Genomic DNA, 22674 nt, shown 5'->3' with positions numbered 1-22674 from the left:
TCACGCTCCTGTTTCTTCATAGGTGACCGCACGTGCCATCGCCACCAGTGCTTGTTCTAATAGCAGGCCGACGAATCCAATCACCACAATTGCAATAATGATGTGCGGTACGTTTAAGTTATTCCACTCATCCCACACCCAGAAGCCGATACCGACGCCACCGGTGAGCATCTCTGCTGCCACGATTACCAACCACGCGGTGCCAATTGCCAGACGCACGCCCGTCAACATATATGGTAGGACGCTAGGTAATAAAATCCGCGTCAGAATCTTCCATTCAGACAGATTTAAAACGCGTGCGACATTCATATAATCTTGCGGTACGCGTTGCACACCGATGGCGGTATTGATGACCATAGGCCAAATCGAGCAAATAAAAATCGACCAAATCGCTGCTGGATGCGCGGCTTTGAATACCAACAAGCCTATCGGCAACCACGCCAAGGGTGAGACCGGTTTGAGCAAGCTAATAATCGGATTAAACATGCCCGCCATAAAACTAAAGCGACCAATCATGAAACCAAGTGGAATGCCAATCACAGCGGCAAGACCAAAGCCGACCGCGACGCGTTTTAAGGACGCATAGATATTCCACCCTATGCCTTGATCATTCGGACCATTTTGATAGAAGGGATCAGAAAATAATTTGATGGCTTCTTGCAGAGTCAGCAAAGGTGAGGGCAGCGAGGTATTTTTCTCTGCAATAATTGCCCAAATCAACACCAGCATTGCTAAGCCCAGAAATTGCGGTAAGAGCTTGAAAGCGAGCGTTTTGAGCTTGATTGTAAGACTAGCGAATACAGAGGGCTTGGCCATCATTGTGTCCTTCTTGATTACTTGTATGCTTGCCGTTGCAGTTTTGGTTTTTTCCGGCGGGTTGTTGTCAGCACTAGCTGAATCGGTTGCCGAATAAGTTGAAAGCAGAGTAGTCATCGCTAATCCTTAGACTTTGATCTTAAATGCGGCGGCATAGGCTGCAGGGTTTTGTCCGTCCCATACTGTGCCGTCGATGAGCTTGCTCTTACGCATAGGATCTTTCGGTACGTTGACTTTCGCCAGCGTTGCACCATCTTTGTAAATGTCGATACGATTGACGGCTTTTGCCACCCCCAGATAATCTGGATCTGTTTTGAGTAAGCCCCAACGCTTGTGCTGGGTTAAGAACCACATACCGTCTGATAAGTAAGGAAAATTCACCGCACCATCATTGAAGAATTTCATGTAGTGAGGATCATCCCAAGTCTTGCCTAAACCATTTTGATAGCGTCCCAAAATGCGTTGATTAATCACATCAACAGAAGTGTTGACATAGGATTTCTCAGCGATGATTTCTGCCATCTTTTGTTTATTCATGAGCGAGGCATCTATCCAACGACTCGCATCGAGAATCGCCGCGATCAAGGCGCGTGCGGTGTTGGGATATTTTTGCGAAAATTCTGCGGTGCATCCTAAGACTTTCTCAGGATGATCGCGCCAAATATCTTGCGTGGTCGCAGCAGTAATACCGATGCCATCTGCCACCGCACGGTGATTCCAAGGCTCACCAACGCAATAGCCGTCCATATTATCGACCCGCATATTCGCCACCATTTGTGGCGGTGGTACGGTGATCACTTTCGCGTCTTTCATCGGGTTGATACCGTGTGCCGCTAACCAGTAATACAACCACATTGCGTGGGTGCCAGTAGGGAAGGTTTGCGCGAATGTGTACTCCCGCTTTTCACGCGCCATGAGTTTTGCAAGACCTGCGCCATCAACGGCGCCTTTGTCAGCTAGCTTTTTCGATAACGTGATCGCTTGACCATTATTGTTGAGCGTCATCAGGATATTCATATCCTTCTTGGGGCCACCGATGCCGAGTTGTACTCCATACACGAGACCGTATAAAACGTGCGCTGCATCGAGTTCGCCATTGACCAATTTATCGCGTACGCTGGCCCAAGAGGATTCTTTGCTGGGCACGATTTTGATGCCATATTTTTTATCGAAACCCATCACGGCAGCGATCACCACCGAGGCGCAATCGGTGAGCGGAATGAAACCGATTTTGACTTCTTCTTTTTCAGGCTTGTCTGAGCCCGCTGCCCACGCAGTGCTGGCCGCTCCCATCGAACTTAGGCCTAACATGCTGCTTGCTCCAAGACCGACCACGCTGCTGGCGCTTTGTATAAATTCACGGCGAGTTTGATTTTTGGCTGAGAGTTCGGTCTTGCGTTCTGTGGCAAAGTTTTCATTGAGAGCACCTGTTTCATTCGGTTTGAGGATGGACTTATTTTGCTTATGCATGATCAGACTCCAGCGTGATGGTATTCAAATGATAAATTTCAAAGTCAGAACGAAAAAAGGCGTCTTACTACCGCACTCATTGGAGTAGGTAGGAAGACGCCTTTGTCTTGTGAAAATTGCCGCCGTTGGCAAGTTTTCGTGGTGTACCAAAACGGTACTTAAGCTTTTCTTTGCAAGTTGTGTGCCAACTGGTTCTGTCGGAGTTTCAGCTTAAAAGGGTGCTGTTGATAAGATTTTTACTATCTTACTGCACTGCTTTGGATGCCAACTTGGTGCATTGCACCAAACTGTGTCACCGCTTATCCCAATAAATCAGCGACATCTAAGATACGCTGTGCGAGCTCAACTAGTTTCAGATTTTTTTCCATCGCTTGTTTTCGCAGGCGTTGATAGGCATCGTTTTCACTGAGTTGATGGCGTGCCATCAGCAAGCCTTTGGCACGTTCTATGGTCTTGCGTTCTGCTAGTTTATTTTTGGTATCGTGCAGTTCTGTACGTAATTTTTGGTCAGCTTGAAATCTCGCAACAGCGACTTCTAGCACAGGTTTGACACGCTCGACTTGCAGCCCTGCGACGACGTAAGCCGAGACGCCGACTGCCATTGCGGACGCCAATTGTGAGGGATTGTCCTCTTCGGTAAATAAGACGATAGGGCGCGGCGCATCACGACTGACTAGCACCAATTCTTCCAATACATCGCGTGCATCGGACTCGGCATCAATAATGATCATATCGGGTTGCAACTGGGTTAAGCGATCAACCAAGTACATATCGCCGGGGATCGAGGCGATGATGTTATAACCCGCTTGTAACAAGCCTATACGCAAATCGCGCGAGCGCGTCATTTGTCTTTGTAATGCGATCGCATCTTGATCGTGTTGCCCAGATGCTGACGTTATCGTATTAATGACGACTATTTTTAAACTTGAAGCATGCAGATCAGACAAGTATGACTCCAAAGATGGATCGAGACGACACATTTAAAACGAGATATGCAAAGTTTGATGCAATATTCGCGCCAACTTAACTTGAGTATCTTCGCGCTTTGAGTAAGGTTCAAAAGTTTAGGTATATCGATTTGCTCATATGTACATTGCAAGCTCAATGCGGCATCACTTCAAGCTCACTCCAAGCTCACAGCAAACACATCGTTTTATCACATAGGTTTTCTATAGTTCCTGCCTATTTCTCTTAAAGGTGCTTTATGAAAACAAAGATACTATTGATTGTGCCGCCACTAGCAGAACTTGGTCAGCGCTTGTTAACATCGACAGCGTCGAATCAAGAAAGTATGTTGCTTGGCACGTGGCGAGATTCTGCCTATGTAGTTGAGTGTTTGGATGCAGAGAAGGCACGATTAACGCTGTTTGATATCGTGCGTGAAACGCGTAGACGCGCTCCGCACTATGTGTGGATAAATCGACCCGAGGTTGGCACTGTGAGTGCATTAACTTTTATATTAATTGCTATGTTAAGAGCGGCTTTGCCGAGTATGCCTATCCTTTACGAGGAGGATGTCTTTGGCGCTGATGTTGACCCATGGCGAGCATTTTCTACTACAATGTCCCCAATTAAATCGGCTTTGCAAAACACTCATCATGGCAAGACTTCCGCGTCTGGTAATTCCACATCAGGCTCATCACATTACCCAAGCTGGTATCGATAATAAAATCATTTTTGTCGATACTGCAGATTATCAAGTTTTTTTAGATTGGCTCAAGTCAGGGGCGAAACAATTCGCGGTGCAAGTACATGCCTACACCATATTGCCGAATCGCTTTCATTTATTAGTAACGCCCACTGACGAACTTGGCTTGGGAAAATTGATGCAGTGGTTAGGAAGATATTACGTGCCTTACTTTAATGCGAAGTATCAGCGTAGTGGTTTCCTGTGGCAGGGTAGATTTAAGGCGACGGTGCTGGAATCAAGCCAATACTTTTTGCCCTGTTGTGTCATGTTAGAAGAGATGGCGGTTCGTCAGCATTTGGTGCAAGAGCCGAGCAGTTATTGGTGGTCGAGCTGCCAGCATCATTTGGGGATGCGTACTGATCCATTGTTGGCCGATCATGCGATGTATTGGGGCTTGGGGAATACGCCATTTCAACGCGAAGCAGCCTACCGTCAATTGCTTGAGAATGGTTTGTCGTCAACACTTTTGCAAGCGATTAATGATGCGACGAATAAAGCATGGGTTCTCGGTTCTGCCACCTTCAAGGCAGAAATGGCTAAACTAACTGAACGGCGCGTTGAACCGGTATCTCGAGGACGTCCTAGAAAGAACGCAGTGATTTCGACATCAAGCTGATTCGCGATTGCTAGAGAAGCTATCAGCGAGAGACGCTTACGCCTCTGCTGGTGCAAGAGGCGTAGATACGCTAGCGAGTCACTCACACATACTTATTCGCCGACTAATTGCACCGCGTCGATTGTTTTGTAACCGCGTTCTAAGTTATTCGCTATCGTGACTTTAACCGCTTTCACTTTGTAATCGGTTTTGTCAAAGCTTCGTACGAACCAAGTACGGTTGCCGCGGCGATCCGCTTTTTGGTCGCTAATGCCGTCCCAAACGGTATTCCATTTTCCATCAATGCTTTGCAATTCGATTTTGTTAATCGATTCAACGCCTTTGCCATCATCAAAGACAATCCGTACTTCAGTCGCCGCGACGGGTTTGTCGTAATTGACTTCTAGCCAGTCAAAACCAATATCTTGACGACCGTTGGTCCATGCTTTGCCATCGACACCACCTTTGGCATTACTCGCGACATTGTACGGCGAAGGGCCAGAGCTACCTTCCTCACCAAATGTAGAACTCGCTTTTGCGCTACTCGCCCATTGCGCCTTGGTGTCGTTCAAATATTGATCTTCCATCTTGGCGTAATCCATCAAGGCTTTCTTTTTTTCTTGTTCGCGTTGTTCCGCAGTTGGCTCGCTTGAAATCGGTTCGGCTTGCTTTGGCGCAGGTGCTGGTGCTGTTGCACTTGCTACTGGTGCCACTTCACTCGCTGCAACTTCAGCAGATGCTTCGGGTGCTTTCTTGCTACAGCCTAGTGCCAGAGCGCAGCTCAATGCCATCAATAAATACGAAGCATGGGAAACTTTTTTCATAGGAAGCTCATTTTAAAAAAGATAAATGAAAAATCATGTTGAATAAACATGAAACGAAGTTGGCATTTTATGCGAGTTCGGCCAGAAGTCTGTGAGAAATTGTAAATATGATTTTTATGCGCAATTGTGATCAACATCCAAGCGGGTCTACTGCAACCGTTTTTCTTCCTCTTTATTTTTTGCGGTTTGCATATTCATGTGCGGTGATGCGATAAATCAAGCTCGGTTCTTGATCGGGCACGTCCTTGCAAGTGTCGAATGCAAGCATTCCCACTTTTTCAAGTGTTTTGCGCGATGGCAGATTTTTGGGTCTGACCAGTCCTAACACTGCATCTCTATGCTGTTGAACAAAGGCTTGATGAAGTCCTGCTTCCGCGATGGCAGTACCAACGCCAATTCCCCAAGCTGATGGAGACAGACGAAAATACAAATTTAAACCGACCTGCGTTCCAACCATCGTATCCATCACGCCGCCAAAGCCAATTATTTGTTTTGGCGCTTGTATTAAACTAACTACCCAATAGCCAAAGCCATAGTTTTCCCAGTGCGAAATCCAATCAAGTAAGGCTTGTTCAAAACGTTCTGGTGTCGGTGGTCCAAATGGATTAAAGCGATTGGTTTCGGGATTGCAGTGAATCGCTAGACCCGCTTCCAGATGATCTCTTGTCACTGGGTGCAAAATAATAGGGGATGTGTTCATCAATTTAAGGCCTAACTTCCTCGCCCTCATTCAAGATCAACAAAGGTACTTTGCCTTCCGGTTTGTCTTGAATTCGTTGGCGCACGGTCAATAAGCGTTGTAAGGCTGAATGGCTGCTGTGGTCGCCCATTTTCCAGCTAGCATTACCATAGCCCCAAGGAATCATTACTTTACAGCCAAGCTCAACCGCGGCGCTGAGCGCATCTTCGGGTGTGGTGTGAACATTGCGGTAGCGAGCACCGTCTTCTTTGTGATAATACGAGGCAATCGGTAACAGGCACACGTCGATAGCACCATAACGTTGGCGGATATCTTTAAAGTGCTGTGAGTAACCCGTATCGCCGGCAAAGAATAATGATTTGCCGTGTGATTGAAGTAGCCAGCCATTCCAAGCGCTTTTCGCAAAATCCTCGTACACCAGCGGTACTAAAATGCGATTGCTAAAATGATGTGCGGGCACGGCATGAATTTGTAGTGATGAAAAATTTTGCTGACTATACCAAGCCATTTCATTGATTCGATATGCGCCTTTAGGAAAGTGATCAGCGAAGCCAAGTGGTACCAAATAGTCTGGTTTGTTACCGATTCGTTCGATGTCTGCTTTATTGAAATGATCGTAGTGGATATGTGAATATAAGACCACATTCGCATTCGATAAAATTTGATCGTTCAATCCTTGGGGCAATCCGCGACTAAACCCACGTAATAAATGAAAACCCCAATTCACTGGCCAATCAAATTGTTCGGTGACTGGATCGAGCAAAATTTGCTGACCATCGCTAGTACTGATTTGAAAACTCGCATGACCAAACCATCGTACTTTAAAACCACTGGTATTTTCTATGTTGGCTTGTGGACCTGTGTAGCGACATTGTTCCGCTGGGCTATCGCTTTGACATTGCAGTGTTGTTTGCGCTTGATAACAATCCGCTTCGCAAGTGAACGGATAGCTTTGTTGGCCAGGATACGTATTTTGATAGCGTCCTTCTTTGCTGATCGGTTGTTTGTAATCCGGCGCGTGATGGATTTTGACGATGTTGGGATGTCCGCAACCAGTTAGAAGTAAAGGCAATAAGGCTAGCGCTGGTAGCACGATTCGCGGTATGCCGAGGAATTGTGAATTTTTTTGCGAAGAAATTTTTGCGCGCATAGGTGTCGATTAAATTCAGTGTAGAAGTTGTAATGAGTGCTTGCAATGAGAACTTGAGTATAAATGGCTTCTCATAATCGCGCAGACGATGGTTCGATTGAGGTCGTAGCCATGATTTTTCACAACTTAAGCACCCCACGAAATCCGCGCGCAGCATAGTAAGACTGCGCGCCATTGTGATAAACAAAGACATGATCATAGCGACGATCGCAAAACAATGCGCCGCCTAATTTTCTGATATTGCTAGGTGTTAGAATCCAACTAGATGTTTTTAAATCAAACTCACCGAGACTTTGCAGCAATCGATACTGTTGTTCGCTCATTAGCTCGACTCCGATCGCGGTCGCCATCTCGACCGCACTGTTATGCGGCTGATGTTCCTTGCGAGCTTCTAAGGCGGCGCGATCGTAGCAAACACTGCGTCGACCAGCCGGGCTTTCAACCGCACAATCGCAAAAATAATAAGTATCTGTGGTCGCGTCGTAAGTAAATACATCAGGCTCGCCACCGGTTGATTCCATCTCCGCTAAGCTGGCTAACTTCTCTGGAAATTGTTTTAAACGCAGTGCAATCACTTGCCAATCGATATTCGGATGGCGATGTGGGTTGGTCGCGAAACGTTTTTCTAAAATCGAAAGCGTTTGTTGTGTGGCTTCTGTGCTGAGTGAATTTTTCATATTGATCAAACCAACATATGGGTAATGAAGCATTAATTTGATGAACTATTTTGTTAATTTTATAGCAAAGTATGTCAATTACTCGTCGTGTTGAATACTTACTGGCGTTTTTTAGGTTGATGTAATGGGGCGCAGGAGCAACAAGATGGTTTGTGATTATCTAAATAACCGATCAAAAAACAGATCGGCTGTTGCAAAAAAGGCCGAATTTTCTTAAATCTAACAATCGCTCACATTGCTAACAATGAAAGCGGTTGACAGTGAAGATAGGGGTTGGCAAAGTGGATTTGATTGATTTCGAGACGGATCAGTTGCCTTACTTTCATGGGTGATCTATTGCAAACAATGTTGAAAAAATCGTATTGGTACTTTAGTCGTTGCTGCTTGGCGACCTTGGTGTTGGTATGCTTTTGCTACTCGGTGTATGCATCAACTAGCTCGGAGTTGCGCTTTCAACGGCTGACGGCATTGGGGGCGGAGCAGCTTTCTACTTTGTCCTTGCTGCAAGATCGTCAAGGGTTTATTTGGATAGGTACCAACAACGCGGGCTTGTATCGTTTTGATGGTTATCAAACTGAGAAATATCAAAGTTCAGCAACCGATAGTACTAGCCTGCCGCATGATCGTATCTCTGCTTTGTATGAAGACGGTGACGGTCAAATTTGGGTCGGCACGCAAAATGGCCTCGCCAAATTTAATGCCGAGACGAATAATTTCACACGATACTTCCCAAGTTCTGGCGCGGCAAATCAGCGCATCATTAAATCCATTATGTCCGATGGCAAATCCGGTTTTTGGATTGCCTCTTGGGGCGGCTTACAACACTTCGATCCGGTTCAGGCAAAGTTTACTTTGTACGCTCATGAAGCTGCGCGCAGTGATAGCTTAGCCACGAATGATTTGAACGCGATTGCAGTTGATACAAAAGGCGGTGTATGGGCAGGTACTTGGCCAGCCGGCATCGATTATTTAGAACCTGGCACCAATCGTTTTCGTCATTTTCGTATTGATGATGAAAAGCAGCCCGATTCGAAATTAAACATCGTTCGCTCTATGTATCTCGACGCGCAAGGGATGCTTTGGATAGGGACAGAAAATGGCATCGTACTTTGGCATACGGCAAGCGATTGGAGTACCCGTCGGCGCGTCGATACGCCAGCTAGTCGCGTCAATCATATTTATGCCGATCGTCATGGTGTTGTTTGGGCTGCGACATTATCTGCGGGCTTGTTGCGATGGGATGCAAGCGCAAAAAAATTCAAGCAATTCGTTAAGCAAGCAATTGATCCTTATAGTTTGCCATCAGATGATGTGCGGGCGATATTGCATGATCGTGGTGGCATGCTGTGGGTCGCCAGCTTAACTGATGGAATCGCAATCACTAATCTGAATAGTAAGGGCTTTCGTCGAATTATTCCGTTTGATGCCGATGCGCAAAATCCGCGCCCGAATAATGCGATTGGGCGGATTGCAAGTGGTGGAGACGGGCGGATTTGGTTAGCCAATAATAATGGCGTTGCCTTATTTGATGTGGCTACCAGCAAAGTGTTAAAGCACTTCCGAGCAAATAAAAATCAAGCTGGCGCTTTGAGTAATGATTTGGTGTACAGCATACATAAACAAACCAATGGACCATTGTGGGTCGGAACGTCGGTTGGTTTAAATCGCCTTGATGATACAAGTGGACGCGATGCGAAATTTAAGGTGATTCATTTCGGCAGCATTGCTGATGACTATATCAATACCATTGCTGCTGGTGATGATGGCGTACTGTGGTTAGGTACCGGAAATAGCTTAATCCGTTACGATATTCGATCGGGTGAACATCATAAATATTTATCAGATCCAGCCGATCCCGATAGCCGTAGCGCAAAGGGAACCACCACGATTTTGCAAGATAGTCGCGGGCGTCTCTGGGCGGGTTCGGAATGGGTAGGTGGCGGTTTAGATTTATTAGATCAAAAGACCGGTAAGTTCACGCATTTTCGACATAATCCCGCTGATGCTGCAAGCATTAGTGCGGATAATATTTCCTCGTTACATGAAGATGCAAAAGGACGTATTTGGGTCGGTGCATCAAATGGTTTAAATCAAATCATTACCTCGCAAGATGGACGTATATCGTTCCGTCATTTTTCAGATAACAACAGCATTGGCCCAGCGAAGATCGTTGCCATCGAAAGTGATTTACAAGGTAAGTTGTGGCTAAGTACAGTTGATGGTCTAATTTGCTTTGATCCGGACGGTGGCGTGGTTAAACGCTATTCTGCTAGCGACGGTATTTCAGATAGTTTTTCTGGCGCTTCGTATCGTGATGCTCACGGCGTGCTTTATTTCGGTGGCACCAAAGGCCTGACGGCGATTGAGCCAAGTGCGGTGCGCAGTTTTTCAATCCCGCCGCAGCTCGCGATTACGAATATTTCGGTTTTTAATCGATCCTTAAAGTATGGCTTGCCACCAAATGGAGTACGTCTATCTGGCCCAGTAACCGCTCCTAAAGAACTTGTCATTACGCAGCAAGAATCAGTGTTTTCGATTGAATTTGCGGCGCTTCATTTTACCAATCCATCATTGAATCGTTATGCCTATCGCTTAGAAGGATTTGATCGCGATTGGGTTGAAGTCGATGCCGAGCGTCGTAGCGCCACTTATACTAATTTGAATCCAGGCGATTATGTTTTTCAAGTCAAAGCGGCGAATGATCTTGGCGTCTGGAGTGACAGAGTGGCGAGTGTCAAAATCGCGATTCCTCCACGTTATTGGCAAACGACCTGGTTTCGTTGGCTGATGCTGTTGCTGACGGCGGCGATCTTATTTGGTATTTATCGTTGGCGAGTTGCACACTTAACGCGTGATCAGGCACGTTTAGAATCGTTGGTGGCAGAGCGTTTGCAAGAACTGGTCGCGCAACAGCAAGTCAATCGAGATAACGCGGAGCGTATGCAAGCTATTCTTCAAAATGCAGCGGACGCGATTTTAACCACCGACAAATATTGGAAGATAGAGTCATGTAATCGTGCTGGCTTAGCCTTGTTTGGTTGGCATCTTGATGCAATTAAAGGCATGCCTTTTGCTCGCTTGTGTGCAGAGGATGTGAGTGAGCAATTGCAGGCAAAGATAGCTAGTGAAGATTTCGCCAGCAAGGGGCACAGCGAAATGGAGCTACAACAAGTACGCGCCGATGGCAGCTTGTTTTTAGCGGAACTATCACTGAGTGGATTTGCCGATGCAGGAGAAAGAAAATTCATTTTAATTGTTCGTGACATCACCGAGCAAAAGCGAGTGGAGCGGATGAAAACGCAATTTGTCTCGACCGTGAGCCATGAATTGCGCACCCCTCTAACCGCAATTCGCGGTGGTCTTGGCCTCATGGTCGGCGGTGTGGCTGGCGAGTTGCCAGTTGCTGCGGCCAAATTGGGACAGATCGCTTTAAATAACGCCGAGCGCCTTGGTCGCTTAATCAATGATCTGTTGGATATGCAAAAGATTGAAGCCAATATGATGGACTTTAATTTTCAAAAGTTGCCATTGGCTGGCTTGATCGCTGACGTATTAGAATCAAACCAAGCGTTTGCTCAACGTCTAGGTGTATCGCTGTTGATCGATAGCGATATCCCGAATTACGCCTTACGGGTCGACCCTGATCGCTTCGCCCAAGTGATGGCGAATCTTTTGTCGAATGCTTGTAAATATTCTCCACCAGCAGAACATGTTCGCATCCGTTTATTACCGAACAAAGAAGGTCATGTACGGATCGAAGTAATTGATCGCGGTCCAGGCATTTCTGCCAGTTTTAGCGAAAGAATTTTCCAAAAATTCTCACAAGAAGATGCATCTGACACGCGTGCCAAAGACGGCACTGGACTAGGTTTGACGATTGCCAAAGAGTTAGTAGAACGCATGGATGGCAAGATTGGCTTCTGTCCCAATCCACTTGGCGGCACGATATTTTTTGTGGAGTTTCCTATGTTCTCTGTTGTGATGTAGGAGGTTCAGTTGTTAAGTCAAACAATTTTTGCGGTATTGATGACGCGATGAATCTGTTAATCCATCGCGTTCTTCATCTAAATTGTTCTTTGAAATAGGCCAGAAAAAGAAGCTAGCTTATTTTGTTTTGACCACAGATTGATACTTTAGTGCAGCAGTTTTGTCTATCGCCACAGGTAGTGCGCTTGCAGGCAATGCGTATTCATATTGACCAGACCACCGCTCGCCAAAGAAAACGCCCAATGGTGCTTTTTCAACCAAATAGAAGCGATTTGTCCAGTACTTGTTTTCCTGATCTTGAAACACTGCGACATAAACTCGGCTACGGGTAACTATTGTGTCCGTGTATGTATTATTCACCCATTGTTTTTTGTTTTGATTTTCGAATGAGGTAGCTGGATAAGCATAGACAAGTTTGAACTGGCGTTTGGATTGGGTGCCGCCAACTGCCTGTGACTTGATTAAAATGTTCCACTGGTTTTTCGCGGCGTCTAACTCTTGCTTCGTCGGCAAATCATTTGATGGTTCACGTAAGCTTAAATTAGGATCGGCAGTTGCTGCTGTGTCTTCTAAAGCGCTGTCGAACGCTGCATTGGCGGCACGATATTGTTTGATAATGCGTTCTACTGTCCACGCTTTTGCCGCTTCCTCTTTTCCTTCTTTAATCAATAGAGGCATTACCATTCCAGGAAGAAGCAGGTTATGACCGTCAGCTTCGGTCTTATTTCCAGCAAATGGCGTTTCGCCAATATACAGAATTCCAGGTTCAAGCTCTAACAAATTTTTTAATCCGGTTGGAGTTAATTTGTCCGCTACTTTATTACCTTGCAAATCCGTTTTATGAATCATTTGTCCGTACAGTAAGTGCATTCTTGATTCGGGATTGCCCTCTGGTAGTAGAAAATGCGTAGTATTTTGTAGTGCACGTAAATTGCGATCCTTGTAAGTTGAGGAGCGTGTGAATTTTGCTTTTGGCACTAGTTTAGATGGGTCGTTCGCTTCGAAACCATAGCGCGTTGAGATGGTCGCTACGCCAGTACTGTCGTCGTACTCAACTAAGAATTTTCCAATAGCAAAAGTGGCAGATTGATTTAGGGATACACCACCCATTGGTACGTTTGAAAAATATATGCCGCTAACTCCGCGCTTATCAGCGGTCACTGGTTTTTTGTCTAAATTATTGTCTGCTCTATCTTGCTCGAATTGTTTTCTATCAGACGCGCTGAGATCAGCGTGCGATAAGCCACCGCTTGACTGGGTAGAACTTTGTACCTTCTCAATCAATTTGTTAAATAGCCCTTGCGCGTGAATTTGTGGGGCAGTTAATGCGAATATGCTGGCGATGAGAATCGCGCAGCTTTTTTTCTTATACTGATTTTTTTGACGAATTTGTTGATGAAGATTGTGCATAGATATTTGGTTTGGAAAGGTCAATAAAGAATAGTTGATTGTTCAGACTATTAGCTAGTTGAAATATTTTATAAAATACTTATCCCGCTGAAATCACATGAAGATGTGATAGAAAGTTTCTGTAAACTCCTTACTATTTTGTTTTGAAATTTATTTCGTTTCCTTTTTCTATTTTTATGTATGGAAATTAAGATAGGTATCGTTGAAGATGACCCGAGAACCTTGTCACGCTTTGTAAGCACTATTCAATCACGCGCAAATTGGAGTATTGCGTTTGCATGTGGGAAATGGCACGAAGCTCGCCACGCTATTTCTCAAGATTCGATAAACGTTTTGTTGTTGGATTTGGGTTTGCCGGACGGAGATGGGATTGACCTGATTCCTTGGACTCTTGCGCACTATCCAAGTTGTCAGGTATTGATAATTTCGGTTTTTGGTGACGAGGATAATGTGATTCGTTGCGTTGAAGCTGGCGCCTCAGGATACCTATTAAAAGGACAGGGAGACGATGAGTTAGCTGAGCATTTAGAAGATCTCATGGATGGTGGTTCACCAATGTCACCACAAATAGCTAGACGTGTTTTAACGCAGTTGCGTGACTACACGACACCAAATCGATTCGGCAATACGACTTTTGAGCAAAAATCATTCGTTAGCGGTCCTTCGCTGACTTCAAAAGAATTGCTTGTCCTTAAAGATTTGACAATCGGTTACACCTATGGGGAAGTCGCTGAGTTGAGGCAGATGAGTTTGAACACAGTACGTCATCATGTTAAGAGCATTTATAGCAAACTTTATGTTAATTCACGCACTCAAGCAATTAATACGGCTACTCGTATGGGGATATTGGATCTCAAATAATTTATTGAGTTTTCTGAGAAAGAAGCCATTTCTCATTGGTATTATTTCCTCTGTATTGTTGAGTGGGCTTGCATATGCTGAGACTTCACTAGTGAGAAATGCGGAGATAGCACCTGGATTACAAACAAGATCAAGTTCGATAGGTGTCACTTGGTCGTCAGTTACGTTATCTGACGTATGGCGACGCCATAAGCCATGTCGAGAAGGGCATTGGACTTATCGGATTCCGGTGACGTCTTTCCCAAAAAACGATGATTCTGCTGCACTTGTATATCGAGCTGGAAATCGTGTTCATTTCTACCTCGATGACCAAATAGTCGCAAGATATGGTGACTTATTTGATTCTGATTCAGACTATAGTAATCATGCAATCATCGTATCTTTTCCGAAATTAGAAACAACGAAAAATCTGAATTCCTTTGTTTATATTCAAGTTGCAGGTGACTGTCGACGATACTCTGGCTTGTCTCAAGTTTTAATAGGATCTCAGCAAGATCTTTCAGCTTTACATGCTGAAAAACTGCGTACGTTCTTGTGGTCAACGATTGCCATCATAGTTATTTGTGCCATCTTAGGATTTATTAGCTTATCTGCTGCCATTTTGTACAGGTCTTCCAATGCATTGCTGTTTGGGATTGCGTCAGCACTTTGGGCGTTGCGAGCATGGCTTTGGTCCATGCATGACTTGCCGATTCCATACAGTTACTGGTTTTTTCTGATCGATTTGTGTTTTGGAATTTGGATGTCTTTGATTTGTATTCTCGCGTTGAGAGTAAATCAAATTCGAAGCAAGTGGTTGGAGAAGGCACAATGGTTATCTCTTGGCATTTTTTTACTTAGTTCAATTGCCTTAATTTTTGGAGCGCCATCTGTGTTAAAGGCGCTAGGAATTGATTTAATCGTTGTGGCTGGGGCATTTGCCTTGCTGGCTATAGCACGACAGAGTATACGAAATCCGTCGTCTTCAAATATTGCAGTTGCTCTGGCTGGTTTGCTAATGTTGATTGTCGGTTTATACGATCATTGGAATGTTTGGATTTCCGATGCAGCTGACGCATATCAGCGCTTTTACTTCACACCTTTGATCGTTTTGTTTTTCATTCTTGCGATTGGTATCGTATTGAATCTGCGATATGTGCATGCCATACGAAGTGACGCTCAGTATAGACACGAATTGGAAGTAGAGGTTGCCAAACAACGACAGCTATTAGAACATCATCATCAAGAAATGACGGTTCGAGCTCAGCAAGAAGCAATTAGTTTGGAGCGTGGTCGAATTATGAAAGATATGCATGATGGTTTGGGATCTCAGCTTGTGGGCTTGATGTCTTTGGTCCAAACTGCGCCTACGCAGCATACGGAAATTGAGTTTGAATTACAGCAAGTGATTGATACGCTTAGAGCGACAATTGATACCTTGAGTCCAAGTGGAGATGATTTGACGACAGTATTGGCTCAGTTTCGTTTTCGCTACGAATCTCGCTTGAAACGTTTAAAAATTCAATTGCATTGGCGGGTCAAGCCGTTTGATACGATCAACTGGACATCGAACGAATTAATTCAGTTTGAACATATGATTCGTGAAATATTCGCAAACATAATTAAACATGCACATGCCTCGGAAATCTTTGTGGAGGCCGGTGGATATGGTCTATATGATAGGTTAATCATAAGAGACAATGGACGGGGATTCAATCCTTTGATGGTGTTGGGTGGTAGAGGGCTTCGGCATCTACATGAACGTGCAAAAGACTTAAAAATTCAATTGTCAATTGATAGCGAGATTGGTGATGGCGCAACAGTCCGTTTGCAGTGGGAAGCGGATAGCAACGGTGCAGGTTGAGTGCATTCTGATTCGACTTCAGATTTTAGAGGTTTTAATTATTTAGTTGTGAGAGCGCATCATCAATCGCTTGGGAATTAAAACCAGAAATCTTTCGATCGCCAATCAATATTAAAGGGACGACCTCTCCGTTTAGTTTTTGAAAGTCTTTTCGCCCTTGTTCATGTAAGTCAACATCGTAGTCTACAAAAGAAATATTTTTACTTTTTAAGTATGAGCGTGCCTCTTTGCAGAATGGGCATGTCGTGGTTCCATACAAGATAACTTGCGATTTTGTTCCTACGTAAAACTCTGAATAATCTCCTTCCATGTAGGATTTTTTTGTTAACTCCTTTATGTTGATTATGGCATTCCCAATGCTTAGTCCGACAATAATCGTCACGACAAGGTAAAGACTTTGTTTGAGATAGTAATTAATCTTCATTAATTTTATTGATTGATGGAGCGAATGTGCTAAGAAGGTTCAAATAGATGTAATCGAGTTTTTAGAAAGATCATCGATGAAAATTAAATCATCCTCTAATAGATTGAGGATGATTTAAATTGCATTGAGGTCGCATACGACAAGCAAAAACCACGGTCATTTCTTGATGTTATTTGTTCCCATGCTTGTTGCAGCTCTTAGTACAGTTTGACCACGAGGTGTTGCAAGCTTGTTTTTGTTGGTCTGTAGTTGCTTTCGCTAGGCACTTGCCTTTTCCTATACCGCAACCATTCAAGCAGCCTCCATTATTGATTGCGCTAGCGGAAAATGCCATTCCTACCCCGATAGAACAAGCTAAGGCCAATAGTAATCGCTTCATAAAATCTCCTCCTATAAGAATTAAATAAGGTATGTCGATAAAGTTCGCCTAGCTGTCAGAGATTTGCTACGTGAGTTTTATCGCAGAAAGTATATGATTTTTATGATCGGCTCACTATGCGGAAAATATCTTTGTGATATGCATAAAAATACGATGAAATTAAACTATCGTATGAGTGATGACGCTAGTGAAAATGCGGGTTACTACTGATTTTTATATTGATAGTCGGAGTCCCCTGTGCAACAAAGTTAAGGGAGGTACGTCAACGCATTGAGTGGACAAATGCTTTTTGCATTTGTCTTTTCAGGACGATACTGATTTGAAAAATAGTACGGCTGTTGACCGCTTGGCGAAAGCTGTCGACAGCCGTATGTAATTTATTGACATCAAGAGTTTTGGAGATTGTTGCTAGATACTTCGCTCAATTACCCCATTCGAGATATTCAATCCCACTTTGAATTTGCCCGATGATCTGCGCTTGATTCTCTGCACTTTCACTAAAACTAACCAATACTTCGGCACGTGTCATGTCGCCACTATTGAGTTTGTAATTCCAGTAATCGTATCCACCGATGTCCGGCGCGCGGTGTAATACGTTTTGATACAAGGTTGTGATGAAAGTGGCGTTGCTGGTGTAACTGCCGTACTTAGTTTGGAATTCGGCGGATCGGTAGAATTCATTAGCTACTCTAGTCAGGCTGACGCCATCATCGAGTTTATCGATCCAGTAACCAAGTCCTTCCAAATCAGGTTTGCGATTAAACGCTGCTTGATACAAGCGATAAGCCTGACCTGCCGCGCCATTTACGTCAAACGCCAATGCATAGTCATCAAATAGTAAGCGTTCGATTTGCACGACTTGATCTGTGCCTTCCTCACCCAGTTTATCTTTGACCAAAAAGTTGTTGAGACTACCGCTGATGTTGTACTCATCAATCTTGCCTGCCATGATCAGAAAATCGAGACCACTGCCGCCATTGATATAGTCATTGCCAGCACTATTGAGAATCGTATCGCTGCCGCTGTAGGCTTCGATATGGTCATCGCCTTTGCTGCCACGCAGATAATCATGGCTATAACTTCCATAGACGTCGACACCAGCTACCTTCGTCGCTTCCAAGCCGATCACATAGTCGGTGGCGGCGTAAGATAAATTACTCACTTTGATAAAGTAATCGCCGCGCGAGTAGTCGCCATGGTAGTCAAAGCTAATACGACCATCGGTAGTCAGATTTGCAAAGCCAGAATCGACCCCACTGAGTGGTGTGCCAAAGCGGTCAGTGATGGTCACGCGTATGCCGCTAGCGTGCTCATTCCAATTATGCGTATTGCTGTAATTGTTGATAGGATCAGTCGATAACAAAATTGTGTAATGTCCAGCACCGTCGAGATTCAGTTGGTACCAATCCGTTAAATCATTCGCTGACAAAGTACCGAACGACACCATGTCGCGTTGCACCTTAAATGTCGAACTTAAACCATTCGAATCAAACCCTTTGGTTCGTTCATCAAAATAACTACCATCACCATAGATGTAGGCCATAACAACTCTCCACTGATTCTTTAAAAATAAAATACATCGTGTATGGCAAATTGGCGTTAGAACCAGTCTGTCAAACTTAAGCAAAAGATGTATTTAAAAAAGGAGAGACAATCCGCGGTTACCTCTTGGGTACTCAACGCGTGTGTTTTGAAATGCGATGACAGGATTGTTAAAAAAGTTTAAATAACTGTGATGTGTTTAGGCTGAATGAAGTGAGATGGAGCAATGTATCGATGACTGAACGAATGTACCAAACTTGTGTTCTTCGTGACTTAATTACGATTGAGTATCAAGGCCAAACACCCGCAATTCTTGATCGCAACGACAAGCCTTGGCGATACGTGCCGCCCAAGCAATTGCTTCTTCATATGAGGCGAGTTCCAATACTGTGAAACCGCCATTGAGTGTAGGTGCCCAAGTATAGCCACCCGTCGCGATAGTGCCGTCCGCAGCAACCAAAGTAGGGGCAACGCTCTCATCGATGCCACCAGCAAACACATAAACACCTGCTGCTTTCGCTTCTTCAATCACGGCATGTGCATCGCGACCGACTTGCGCTAATTCATGCGCAGGTACTTGCATCGCTGCGGCAGGGAATGAAATTAAGTATTTTGTCATGATGACGATCTCTTGATGCGATCAAGTTGATGGTGAATTTGAGGTAGTATTTTTGTGAGAACACCGTTACATCGAATTAGGCTTAATTCAAGTTAGCTTGTTTCTTATGTTCGTCTACGGCCTCGGTGTATTGTCTCGACTTCAGAATAATCGGCATATAGCGAATCTTTCTCTTTTTATCGAGGCTGACATCGTATTTGCCTAGACTTCCTCGAGCACCACAATAGGCGCTGCAGGTGGACGCGGAAGTTGGAGTCAGTCTATCCGTAATGCGTAAAGCATTCTCGTCAGCGGAGATTTTTAAAGTACAGATTCGTTGTTCTGTTTGTTCATCTCCGCTTTTATAAATAAACGCGTTATCGCGATATTTTGCAATACCGTAAATGCCGCATGAGTGCCCATTATAAAACTGTAGTGATATTCGAAAATATATGGAATCTGTTGAATAAGGCACAATTTCAATGATGTCTTCAGATTGATACTTTTCACCCGAAACCAGCGCGTTTTCAAATCTTTCTTTATAAACGCCCTCTATCTTCTTAATTATTTGAGACGCAGTAGCGATGTTTTCGGCACCTATACCAAAGTTGGATATACATAAAGCAGTCCCCAAAATTGAGCCGCAAATTAGTTTTCTGAAATTGATGTGCATGGATATGTTCCGAAAATACTAATGTGTAGGTGAAAAATTTGCTTTGCAGCTCAGAACCATAGACTGGTCTTCGAGTTTGGGTACAAGATTAAAGACGAGTTTAGCCGCTATAGAACTGACATCCTACTTTTTTCACCAATGCTTTCTCTCCAGCCGTACCCGATAGGAACAGGCAGTAAGTTGCGTTGTTTTCTGTCTCGGTTTCAATAATGAGATCGAGCTTATCATCTTTATCGAGGTCGCCTGCCCACACCAGTGATACGCCAGCACGAACTTCCTCTAAGGTCGTGCTAAGTACGCCGTTATAAAGCGTAATCTTGCCGGATTTGTTCATGGTGAGGCCATACTCCATACCTTTGTAGTTCATTTTGATCGTGCCGGGTTCGTCTTTAAACAGACGCCTTCGTTCACCAGAAAATTTCATATTGGGGGTATCGACTTTTCCTGGTGTAAGGCTACACTCGTGTAGTAACGCAATGGCCTTGTCATAGTTCGATGTCACCACTTGATTCTCAATGCTGACCTTAGTTGGCATCAATTCCCAGCGCCCATCTTTGACGACCAGCGCCAGCCAGCCGTAAGCTGGAAAAGTAAACTTATCAAGATCTTCGTCTTGGAAATTTCCCGGTCTCAGAATCGAAAATGCAGTGCCGATATCTTGGGCGATTGCGCAAGTCAGCGTAGAGAAAAGAACTAAGCTGGTGATCATCAATTTACGCATGTGTGGGATTGGTATGTGAAGTTGCATATGAACTCGAAGGAAAGTGAACATGAGTGCTGATACTTATTCAGTTCTTGCTGCGTCTGCGGAAGTTGTTGGTCTAATCCACAATGTGCCATCAGGTGGTTGAATTAGGCGAGGTGGAGGGGCTTTAACGCTGATTTGAGGTGAGCCGCACAACGCCGCTCATACGAAACCAAAACAATATCACGCCGTCATCCTCGAATGTAATGTTAAGTTCGGTCATTGCCTCATTCTCCTGGTATGTAACGAATAACATTGCCATCTGAATGCAAAATCAATGTAACGTGGCCACCGGGTGCGGTTAAAGGGCGGCCATTTGAGTAGCCGCGGATAAAAATAGCAAATACTTCAAAGCCCTCGTTCGTCTGTTTAACTCTGTAGCGTGCATCGACCGACTTTTGTGCGCTCTTCTCAAGGTAGGCTTGCACGCGCAAAACAACACGTCGCTCCTCAACGGAAAAGTGTGGATCATCAGGGCTCAGCATGTCGTCAAAAGACTCGGATGTAGGATTGGACAGAAGAGGCGTGTTGGTCGATGCTTGTTCTGTACATCCTAGCAACGCAATAAAACTCAACACAGCGAGAAGAGTACGCATAGAACGTTGTTATAAGCTGTGGTTTGTAAGTTGACGGTTTGCGCAATAATGGCGAAGCCATGCGCAAATTGGCGACTTACAAACCATCAGCTTGATGACCTTGTTAAGTGCCGCTACCACCATTTCGGATACTCACTAAATGAGAGTGATAGAGCCTGTTTTACGCCAGCCCCTAATAAAACCTTAGCGTGGATACGCTCTTCTTTTGAAGAGCTATGTTCGCCTTCGGGATTTATTTCTAACTGAGTAATTCCTTTTATTTCATAAACCGAAAACAAAACGCAGCCGCTCATATTTCTGAGCTGCGCTTTTGGTTTCTCCTTTAGCTCCTTCTCAAAGCGATTCAATTCGTCTGTTTCTACCCAAACATGAGGATATTTATATTCAATGCTTTGTGTCAAAAGGCTATAGTGAGGTTTTGCTTTTAATGAAAGGCTTATTGAAAAAGCGATTGAGCTTGTTCTCTCCTCGAATTCTAGAGGATCAAGAGAAAGTTGAAACCCATTGTTTTTGTATTCGATAGCGCTCATTTCTTACACTTAACGCAGAGGTGCCGGGATCGCCGCCACTGGAAAATTAATAAAGTGAGAAATCGCCATTGGCGATTCACCGCCGACCGTCTTGTTAAGTGTCTTTTGTTGCATTTGCTTCCTCTTTGGCGAGCTTCTTCGCAACTTCATAAATACGTCCAAGAAGGTTCTGAATTTTCTTATTCGCACTAGCGACATCCTTCTCTTCGATATTATGGCCGTTCATCGGGCTAAGCACTAAATCATTGATACTACCCATCCCGCCAAACGCAGAAAGCATGTGCTCAACGCCATAAAAATCTAAACTACGTATTCTTTGCGCGTCAACACGCAGCCGATCTCCCCATGAATTTTCACCATGCGTCAGCAATAACGTAGACGCCTCTTGAATTAGATTCGCCAATTTTGCGACTTCTGGATGCATAGGCACTTAACTATTTAACTGAAGGGCATCGCGGTTTTTGCGATGTCCCTTTCTAGTGGAACGTTCTCTGGAATAGAGAGCGGCGAGCAACGGCAAAGCAATTTTATCCACGAACTCTCCAAAATTTTGCCCGTTCAAATGCTTTATACCTGAAGCGATGATCGCCTGTCCGAATCAACGACTTGTCGTTATTCGCGCTGGTGTTCATCGCTTCACTAAATAGCATTTTTTTCGAGCTGTATAAACATACAGTTATTGTGTACTATATTTGGTTACCCAAATTTACACACTAGCTCTCTATTTCCAGGGAACTTGTTTTAAAGTGAAAAAACCAAAGTTAACACATGCATGCATTTAATGCAATGATGTTCTAATGCCTGTGTAAAGCAGATGGGGCTTGAGGCTTCGTTGTTATACTGTATATAAGTCCAGTTTAACAAAAGGAACCTCTGAGTTGGACAAATTTTGTTGTTTGTTCTTCGCCCTAATGACCTTTTTGGGTGCAAAGCGCGCACTAACTTTCACAGGCTCCACATAACCACTTCACAAACGAAATGCAACAAGAGAGCATAATTAATCGCCTGTTTCATAGTGGTCAATGCGCATAGTTATATTTACTCCGTCCCCAATAAAAAATGATGAAAAATAAGACCAATTTTTATAAACTCTGACCCTAATTGTTCTTGTTGTTTTTCCTGTTGCGCTGCACTATTCTTGAGCCCAAGTTTGAATTTTCATTG

General features: G+C 44.3%; 22 protein-coding genes. 5 read left to right on the top strand and 17 right to left on the bottom strand.

Annotated elements, in window-relative coordinates; genetic code table 11:
* From ntrB to IE103_RS11610, 3 genes are all read right to left on the bottom strand, one after another.
* Positions 1-729, bottom strand: coding sequence for a nitrate ABC transporter permease (gene ntrB / locus IE103_RS11620; protein WP_373295240.1), 729 nt, complete (start codon positions 727-729; stop codon positions 1-3).
* 213 nt (positions 730-942) lie between these two features.
* Positions 943-2127, bottom strand: a complete 1185-nt coding sequence (locus IE103_RS11615) for a CmpA/NrtA family ABC transporter substrate-binding protein (protein WP_189346370.1) — start codon at positions 2125-2127, stop codon at positions 943-945.
* A 458-nt stretch (positions 2128-2585) separates the two neighbouring features.
* On the bottom strand, positions 2586-3224 hold the full coding sequence (locus tag IE103_RS11610; RefSeq protein ID WP_229827256.1) for an ANTAR domain-containing response regulator: 639 nt from the start codon (positions 3222-3224) through the stop codon (positions 2586-2588).
* 266 nt (positions 3225-3490) lie between these two features.
* On the opposite strand from IE103_RS11610, the gene IE103_RS11605 reads away from it, so the two are divergent.
* Together IE103_RS11605 and IE103_RS11600 are read left to right on the top strand one after the other, a co-directional pair.
* Positions 3491-3952: a hypothetical protein gene (locus IE103_RS11605; RefSeq protein ID WP_189346259.1), complete on the top strand. Its 462-nt coding sequence runs from the start codon at positions 3491-3493 to the stop codon at positions 3950-3952.
* Positions 3885-4592, top strand: coding sequence for a transposase (locus tag IE103_RS11600; RefSeq protein ID WP_189346258.1), 708 nt, complete (start codon positions 3885-3887; stop codon positions 4590-4592). The genes IE103_RS11605 and IE103_RS11600 overlap by 68 nt, the downstream gene beginning before the upstream one ends.
* 92 nt (positions 4593-4684) lie before the next feature.
* On the opposite strand, the gene IE103_RS11595 is transcribed toward IE103_RS11600, so the two are convergent.
* From IE103_RS11595 to IE103_RS11580, 4 genes are all read right to left on the bottom strand, one after another.
* The gene (locus IE103_RS11595) at positions 4685-5395 is read right to left on the bottom strand and encodes a hypothetical protein (RefSeq protein WP_189346257.1); all 711 of its coding nucleotides are present in this window, start codon (positions 5393-5395) and stop codon (positions 4685-4687) included.
* Positions 5396-5567: 172 nt separating this feature from the next.
* Positions 5568-6095: a GNAT family N-acetyltransferase gene (locus tag IE103_RS11590; RefSeq protein WP_189346256.1), complete on the bottom strand. Its 528-nt coding sequence runs from the start codon at positions 6093-6095 to the stop codon at positions 5568-5570.
* Between the two features lie 4 nt (positions 6096-6099).
* Positions 6100-7245 (bottom strand): MBL fold metallo-hydrolase, encoded by a 1146-nt coding sequence (locus IE103_RS11585; RefSeq protein WP_189346255.1) that lies wholly within the window; start codon positions 7243-7245, stop codon positions 6100-6102.
* A gap of 119 nt (positions 7246-7364) precedes the next feature.
* The gene (locus IE103_RS11580; RefSeq protein ID WP_229827234.1) at positions 7365-7922 is read right to left on the bottom strand and encodes a DUF4256 domain-containing protein; all 558 of its coding nucleotides are present in this window, start codon (positions 7920-7922) and stop codon (positions 7365-7367) included.
* A gap of 345 nt (positions 7923-8267) precedes the next feature.
* On the opposite strand from IE103_RS11580, the gene IE103_RS11575 reads away from it, so the two are divergent.
* Positions 8268-11909: a two-component regulator propeller domain-containing protein gene (locus tag IE103_RS11575; RefSeq protein ID WP_189346253.1), complete on the top strand. Its 3642-nt coding sequence runs from the start codon at positions 8268-8270 to the stop codon at positions 11907-11909.
* A gap of 117 nt (positions 11910-12026) precedes the next feature.
* On the opposite strand, the gene IE103_RS11570 is transcribed toward IE103_RS11575, so the two are convergent.
* Positions 12027-13319, bottom strand: a complete 1293-nt coding sequence (locus IE103_RS11570) for a hypothetical protein (RefSeq protein ID WP_189346252.1) — start codon at positions 13317-13319, stop codon at positions 12027-12029.
* A 180-nt stretch (positions 13320-13499) separates the two neighbouring features.
* Here IE103_RS11570 and IE103_RS11565 point away from each other — a divergent pair, with 180 nt between their 5' ends.
* Entirely contained in the window at positions 13500-14180 is a 681-nt protein-coding gene (locus tag IE103_RS11565; RefSeq protein WP_189346251.1) for a response regulator transcription factor, read from the top strand.
* On the top strand, positions 14116-16023 hold the full coding sequence (locus IE103_RS11560) for a sensor histidine kinase (RefSeq protein WP_189346250.1): 1908 nt from the start codon (positions 14116-14118) through the stop codon (positions 16021-16023). The genes IE103_RS11565 and IE103_RS11560 overlap by 65 nt, the downstream gene beginning before the upstream one ends.
* Positions 16024-16057: 34 nt before the next feature.
* Here IE103_RS11560 and IE103_RS11555 read toward each other — a convergent pair whose 3' ends face one another.
* From IE103_RS11555 to IE103_RS11515, 9 genes are all read right to left on the bottom strand, one after another.
* Complete coding sequence (locus IE103_RS11555) at positions 16058-16447, bottom strand: glutaredoxin family protein (protein WP_189346249.1); 390 nt, start codon at positions 16445-16447, stop codon at positions 16058-16060.
* 169 nt (positions 16448-16616) lie between these two features.
* A complete protein-coding gene (locus tag IE103_RS11550; RefSeq protein WP_189346248.1) occupies positions 16617-16826 on the bottom strand; it encodes a hypothetical protein in 210 nt (69 codons plus the stop codon).
* A 421-nt stretch (positions 16827-17247) separates the two neighbouring features.
* Positions 17248-18369: a DUF4214 domain-containing protein gene (locus tag IE103_RS11545; protein WP_189346247.1), complete on the bottom strand. Its 1122-nt coding sequence runs from the start codon at positions 18367-18369 to the stop codon at positions 17248-17250.
* 276 nt (positions 18370-18645) lie between these two features.
* Complete coding sequence (locus IE103_RS11540; protein ID WP_189346246.1) at positions 18646-18987, bottom strand: YciI family protein; 342 nt, start codon at positions 18985-18987, stop codon at positions 18646-18648.
* A gap of 82 nt (positions 18988-19069) precedes the next feature.
* A complete protein-coding gene (locus IE103_RS11535; RefSeq protein ID WP_189346245.1) occupies positions 19070-19639 on the bottom strand; it encodes a hypothetical protein in 570 nt (189 codons plus the stop codon).
* Between the two features lie 100 nt (positions 19640-19739).
* On the bottom strand, positions 19740-20387 hold the full coding sequence (locus IE103_RS11530) for a hypothetical protein (RefSeq protein WP_189346244.1): 648 nt from the start codon (positions 20385-20387) through the stop codon (positions 19740-19742).
* A gap of 224 nt (positions 20388-20611) precedes the next feature.
* Positions 20612-20980 carry a hypothetical protein gene (locus IE103_RS11525; RefSeq protein ID WP_189346243.1) on the bottom strand — a complete coding sequence of 123 codons (369 nt, stop codon included), beginning with the start codon at positions 20978-20980 and terminating at the stop codon, positions 20612-20614.
* A gap of 113 nt (positions 20981-21093) precedes the next feature.
* Positions 21094-21510 (bottom strand): hypothetical protein, encoded by a 417-nt coding sequence (locus IE103_RS11520; protein ID WP_189346242.1) that lies wholly within the window; start codon positions 21508-21510, stop codon positions 21094-21096.
* Between the two features lie 94 nt (positions 21511-21604).
* Positions 21605-21934, bottom strand: coding sequence for a DUF6966 domain-containing protein (locus tag IE103_RS11515; RefSeq protein WP_189346241.1), 330 nt, complete (start codon positions 21932-21934; stop codon positions 21605-21607).
* Positions 21935-22674: the final 740 nt, after the last annotated feature.

This window comes from Affinundibacterium macrobrachii (assembly GCF_014652415.1).
GTDB classification, from domain to species: Bacteria; Pseudomonadota; Gammaproteobacteria; order Burkholderiales; family Burkholderiaceae_D; genus Undibacterium; species Undibacterium macrobrachii.
This window is presented reverse-complemented; position numbering and strand designations above follow the sequence as displayed.

What these genes read in the sequence shown, in the direction of transcription:
- ntrB (WP_373295240.1), bottom strand. Translation starts at nt 729, where the DNA reads ATGCTGGTGTTGATTTGGGCAATTATTGCAGAGAAAAATACCTCGCTG.
- IE103_RS11615 (WP_189346370.1), bottom strand. Translation starts at nt 2,127, where the DNA reads ATGTTAGGCCTAAGTTCGATGGGAGCGGCCAGCACTGCGTGGGCAGCG.
- IE103_RS11605 (WP_189346259.1), top strand. Translation starts at nt 3,491, where the DNA reads ATGAAAACAAAGATACTATTGATTGTGCCGCCACTAGCAGAACTTGGT.
- IE103_RS11600 (WP_189346258.1), top strand. Translation starts at nt 3,885, where the DNA reads ATGGCAAGACTTCCGCGTCTGGTAATTCCACATCAGGCTCATCACATT.
- IE103_RS11595 (WP_189346257.1), bottom strand. Translation starts at nt 5,395, where the DNA reads ATGAAAAAAGTTTCCCATGCTTCGTATTTATTGATGGCATTGAGCTGC.
- IE103_RS11590 (WP_189346256.1), bottom strand. Translation starts at nt 6,095, where the DNA reads ATGAACACATCCCCTATTATTTTGCACCCAGTGACAAGAGATCATCTG.
- IE103_RS11585 (WP_189346255.1), bottom strand. Translation starts at nt 7,245, where the DNA reads ATGCGCGCAAAAATTTCTTCGCAAAAAAATTCACAATTCCTCGGCATA.
- IE103_RS11580 (WP_229827234.1), bottom strand. Translation starts at nt 7,922, where the DNA reads ATGAAAAATTCACTCAGCACAGAAGCCACACAACAAACGCTTTCGATT.
- IE103_RS11575 (WP_189346253.1), top strand. Translation starts at nt 8,268, where the DNA reads ATGTTGAAAAAATCGTATTGGTACTTTAGTCGTTGCTGCTTGGCGACC.
- IE103_RS11570 (WP_189346252.1), bottom strand. Translation starts at nt 13,319, where the DNA reads ATGCACAATCTTCATCAACAAATTCGTCAAAAAAATCAGTATAAGAAA.
- IE103_RS11565 (WP_189346251.1), top strand. Translation starts at nt 13,500, where the DNA reads ATGGAAATTAAGATAGGTATCGTTGAAGATGACCCGAGAACCTTGTCA.
- IE103_RS11560 (WP_189346250.1), top strand. Translation starts at nt 14,116, where the DNA reads ATGTTAATTCACGCACTCAAGCAATTAATACGGCTACTCGTATGGGGA.
- IE103_RS11555 (WP_189346249.1), bottom strand. Translation starts at nt 16,447, where the DNA reads ATGAAGATTAATTACTATCTCAAACAAAGTCTTTACCTTGTCGTGACG.
- IE103_RS11550 (WP_189346248.1), bottom strand. Translation starts at nt 16,826, where the DNA reads ATGAAGCGATTACTATTGGCCTTAGCTTGTTCTATCGGGGTAGGAATG.
- IE103_RS11545 (WP_189346247.1), bottom strand. Translation starts at nt 18,369, where the DNA reads ATGGCCTACATCTATGGTGATGGTAGTTATTTTGATGAACGAACCAAA.
- IE103_RS11540 (WP_189346246.1), bottom strand. Translation starts at nt 18,987, where the DNA reads ATGACAAAATACTTAATTTCATTCCCTGCCGCAGCGATGCAAGTACCT.
- IE103_RS11535 (WP_189346245.1), bottom strand. Translation starts at nt 19,639, where the DNA reads ATGCACATCAATTTCAGAAAACTAATTTGCGGCTCAATTTTGGGGACT.
- IE103_RS11530 (WP_189346244.1), bottom strand. Translation starts at nt 20,387, where the DNA reads ATGCAACTTCACATACCAATCCCACACATGCGTAAATTGATGATCACC.
- IE103_RS11525 (WP_189346243.1), bottom strand. Translation starts at nt 20,980, where the DNA reads ATGCGTACTCTTCTCGCTGTGTTGAGTTTTATTGCGTTGCTAGGATGT.
- IE103_RS11520 (WP_189346242.1), bottom strand. Translation starts at nt 21,510, where the DNA reads ATGAGCGCTATCGAATACAAAAACAATGGGTTTCAACTTTCTCTTGAT.
- IE103_RS11515 (WP_189346241.1), bottom strand. Translation starts at nt 21,934, where the DNA reads ATGCATCCAGAAGTCGCAAAATTGGCGAATCTAATTCAAGAGGCGTCT.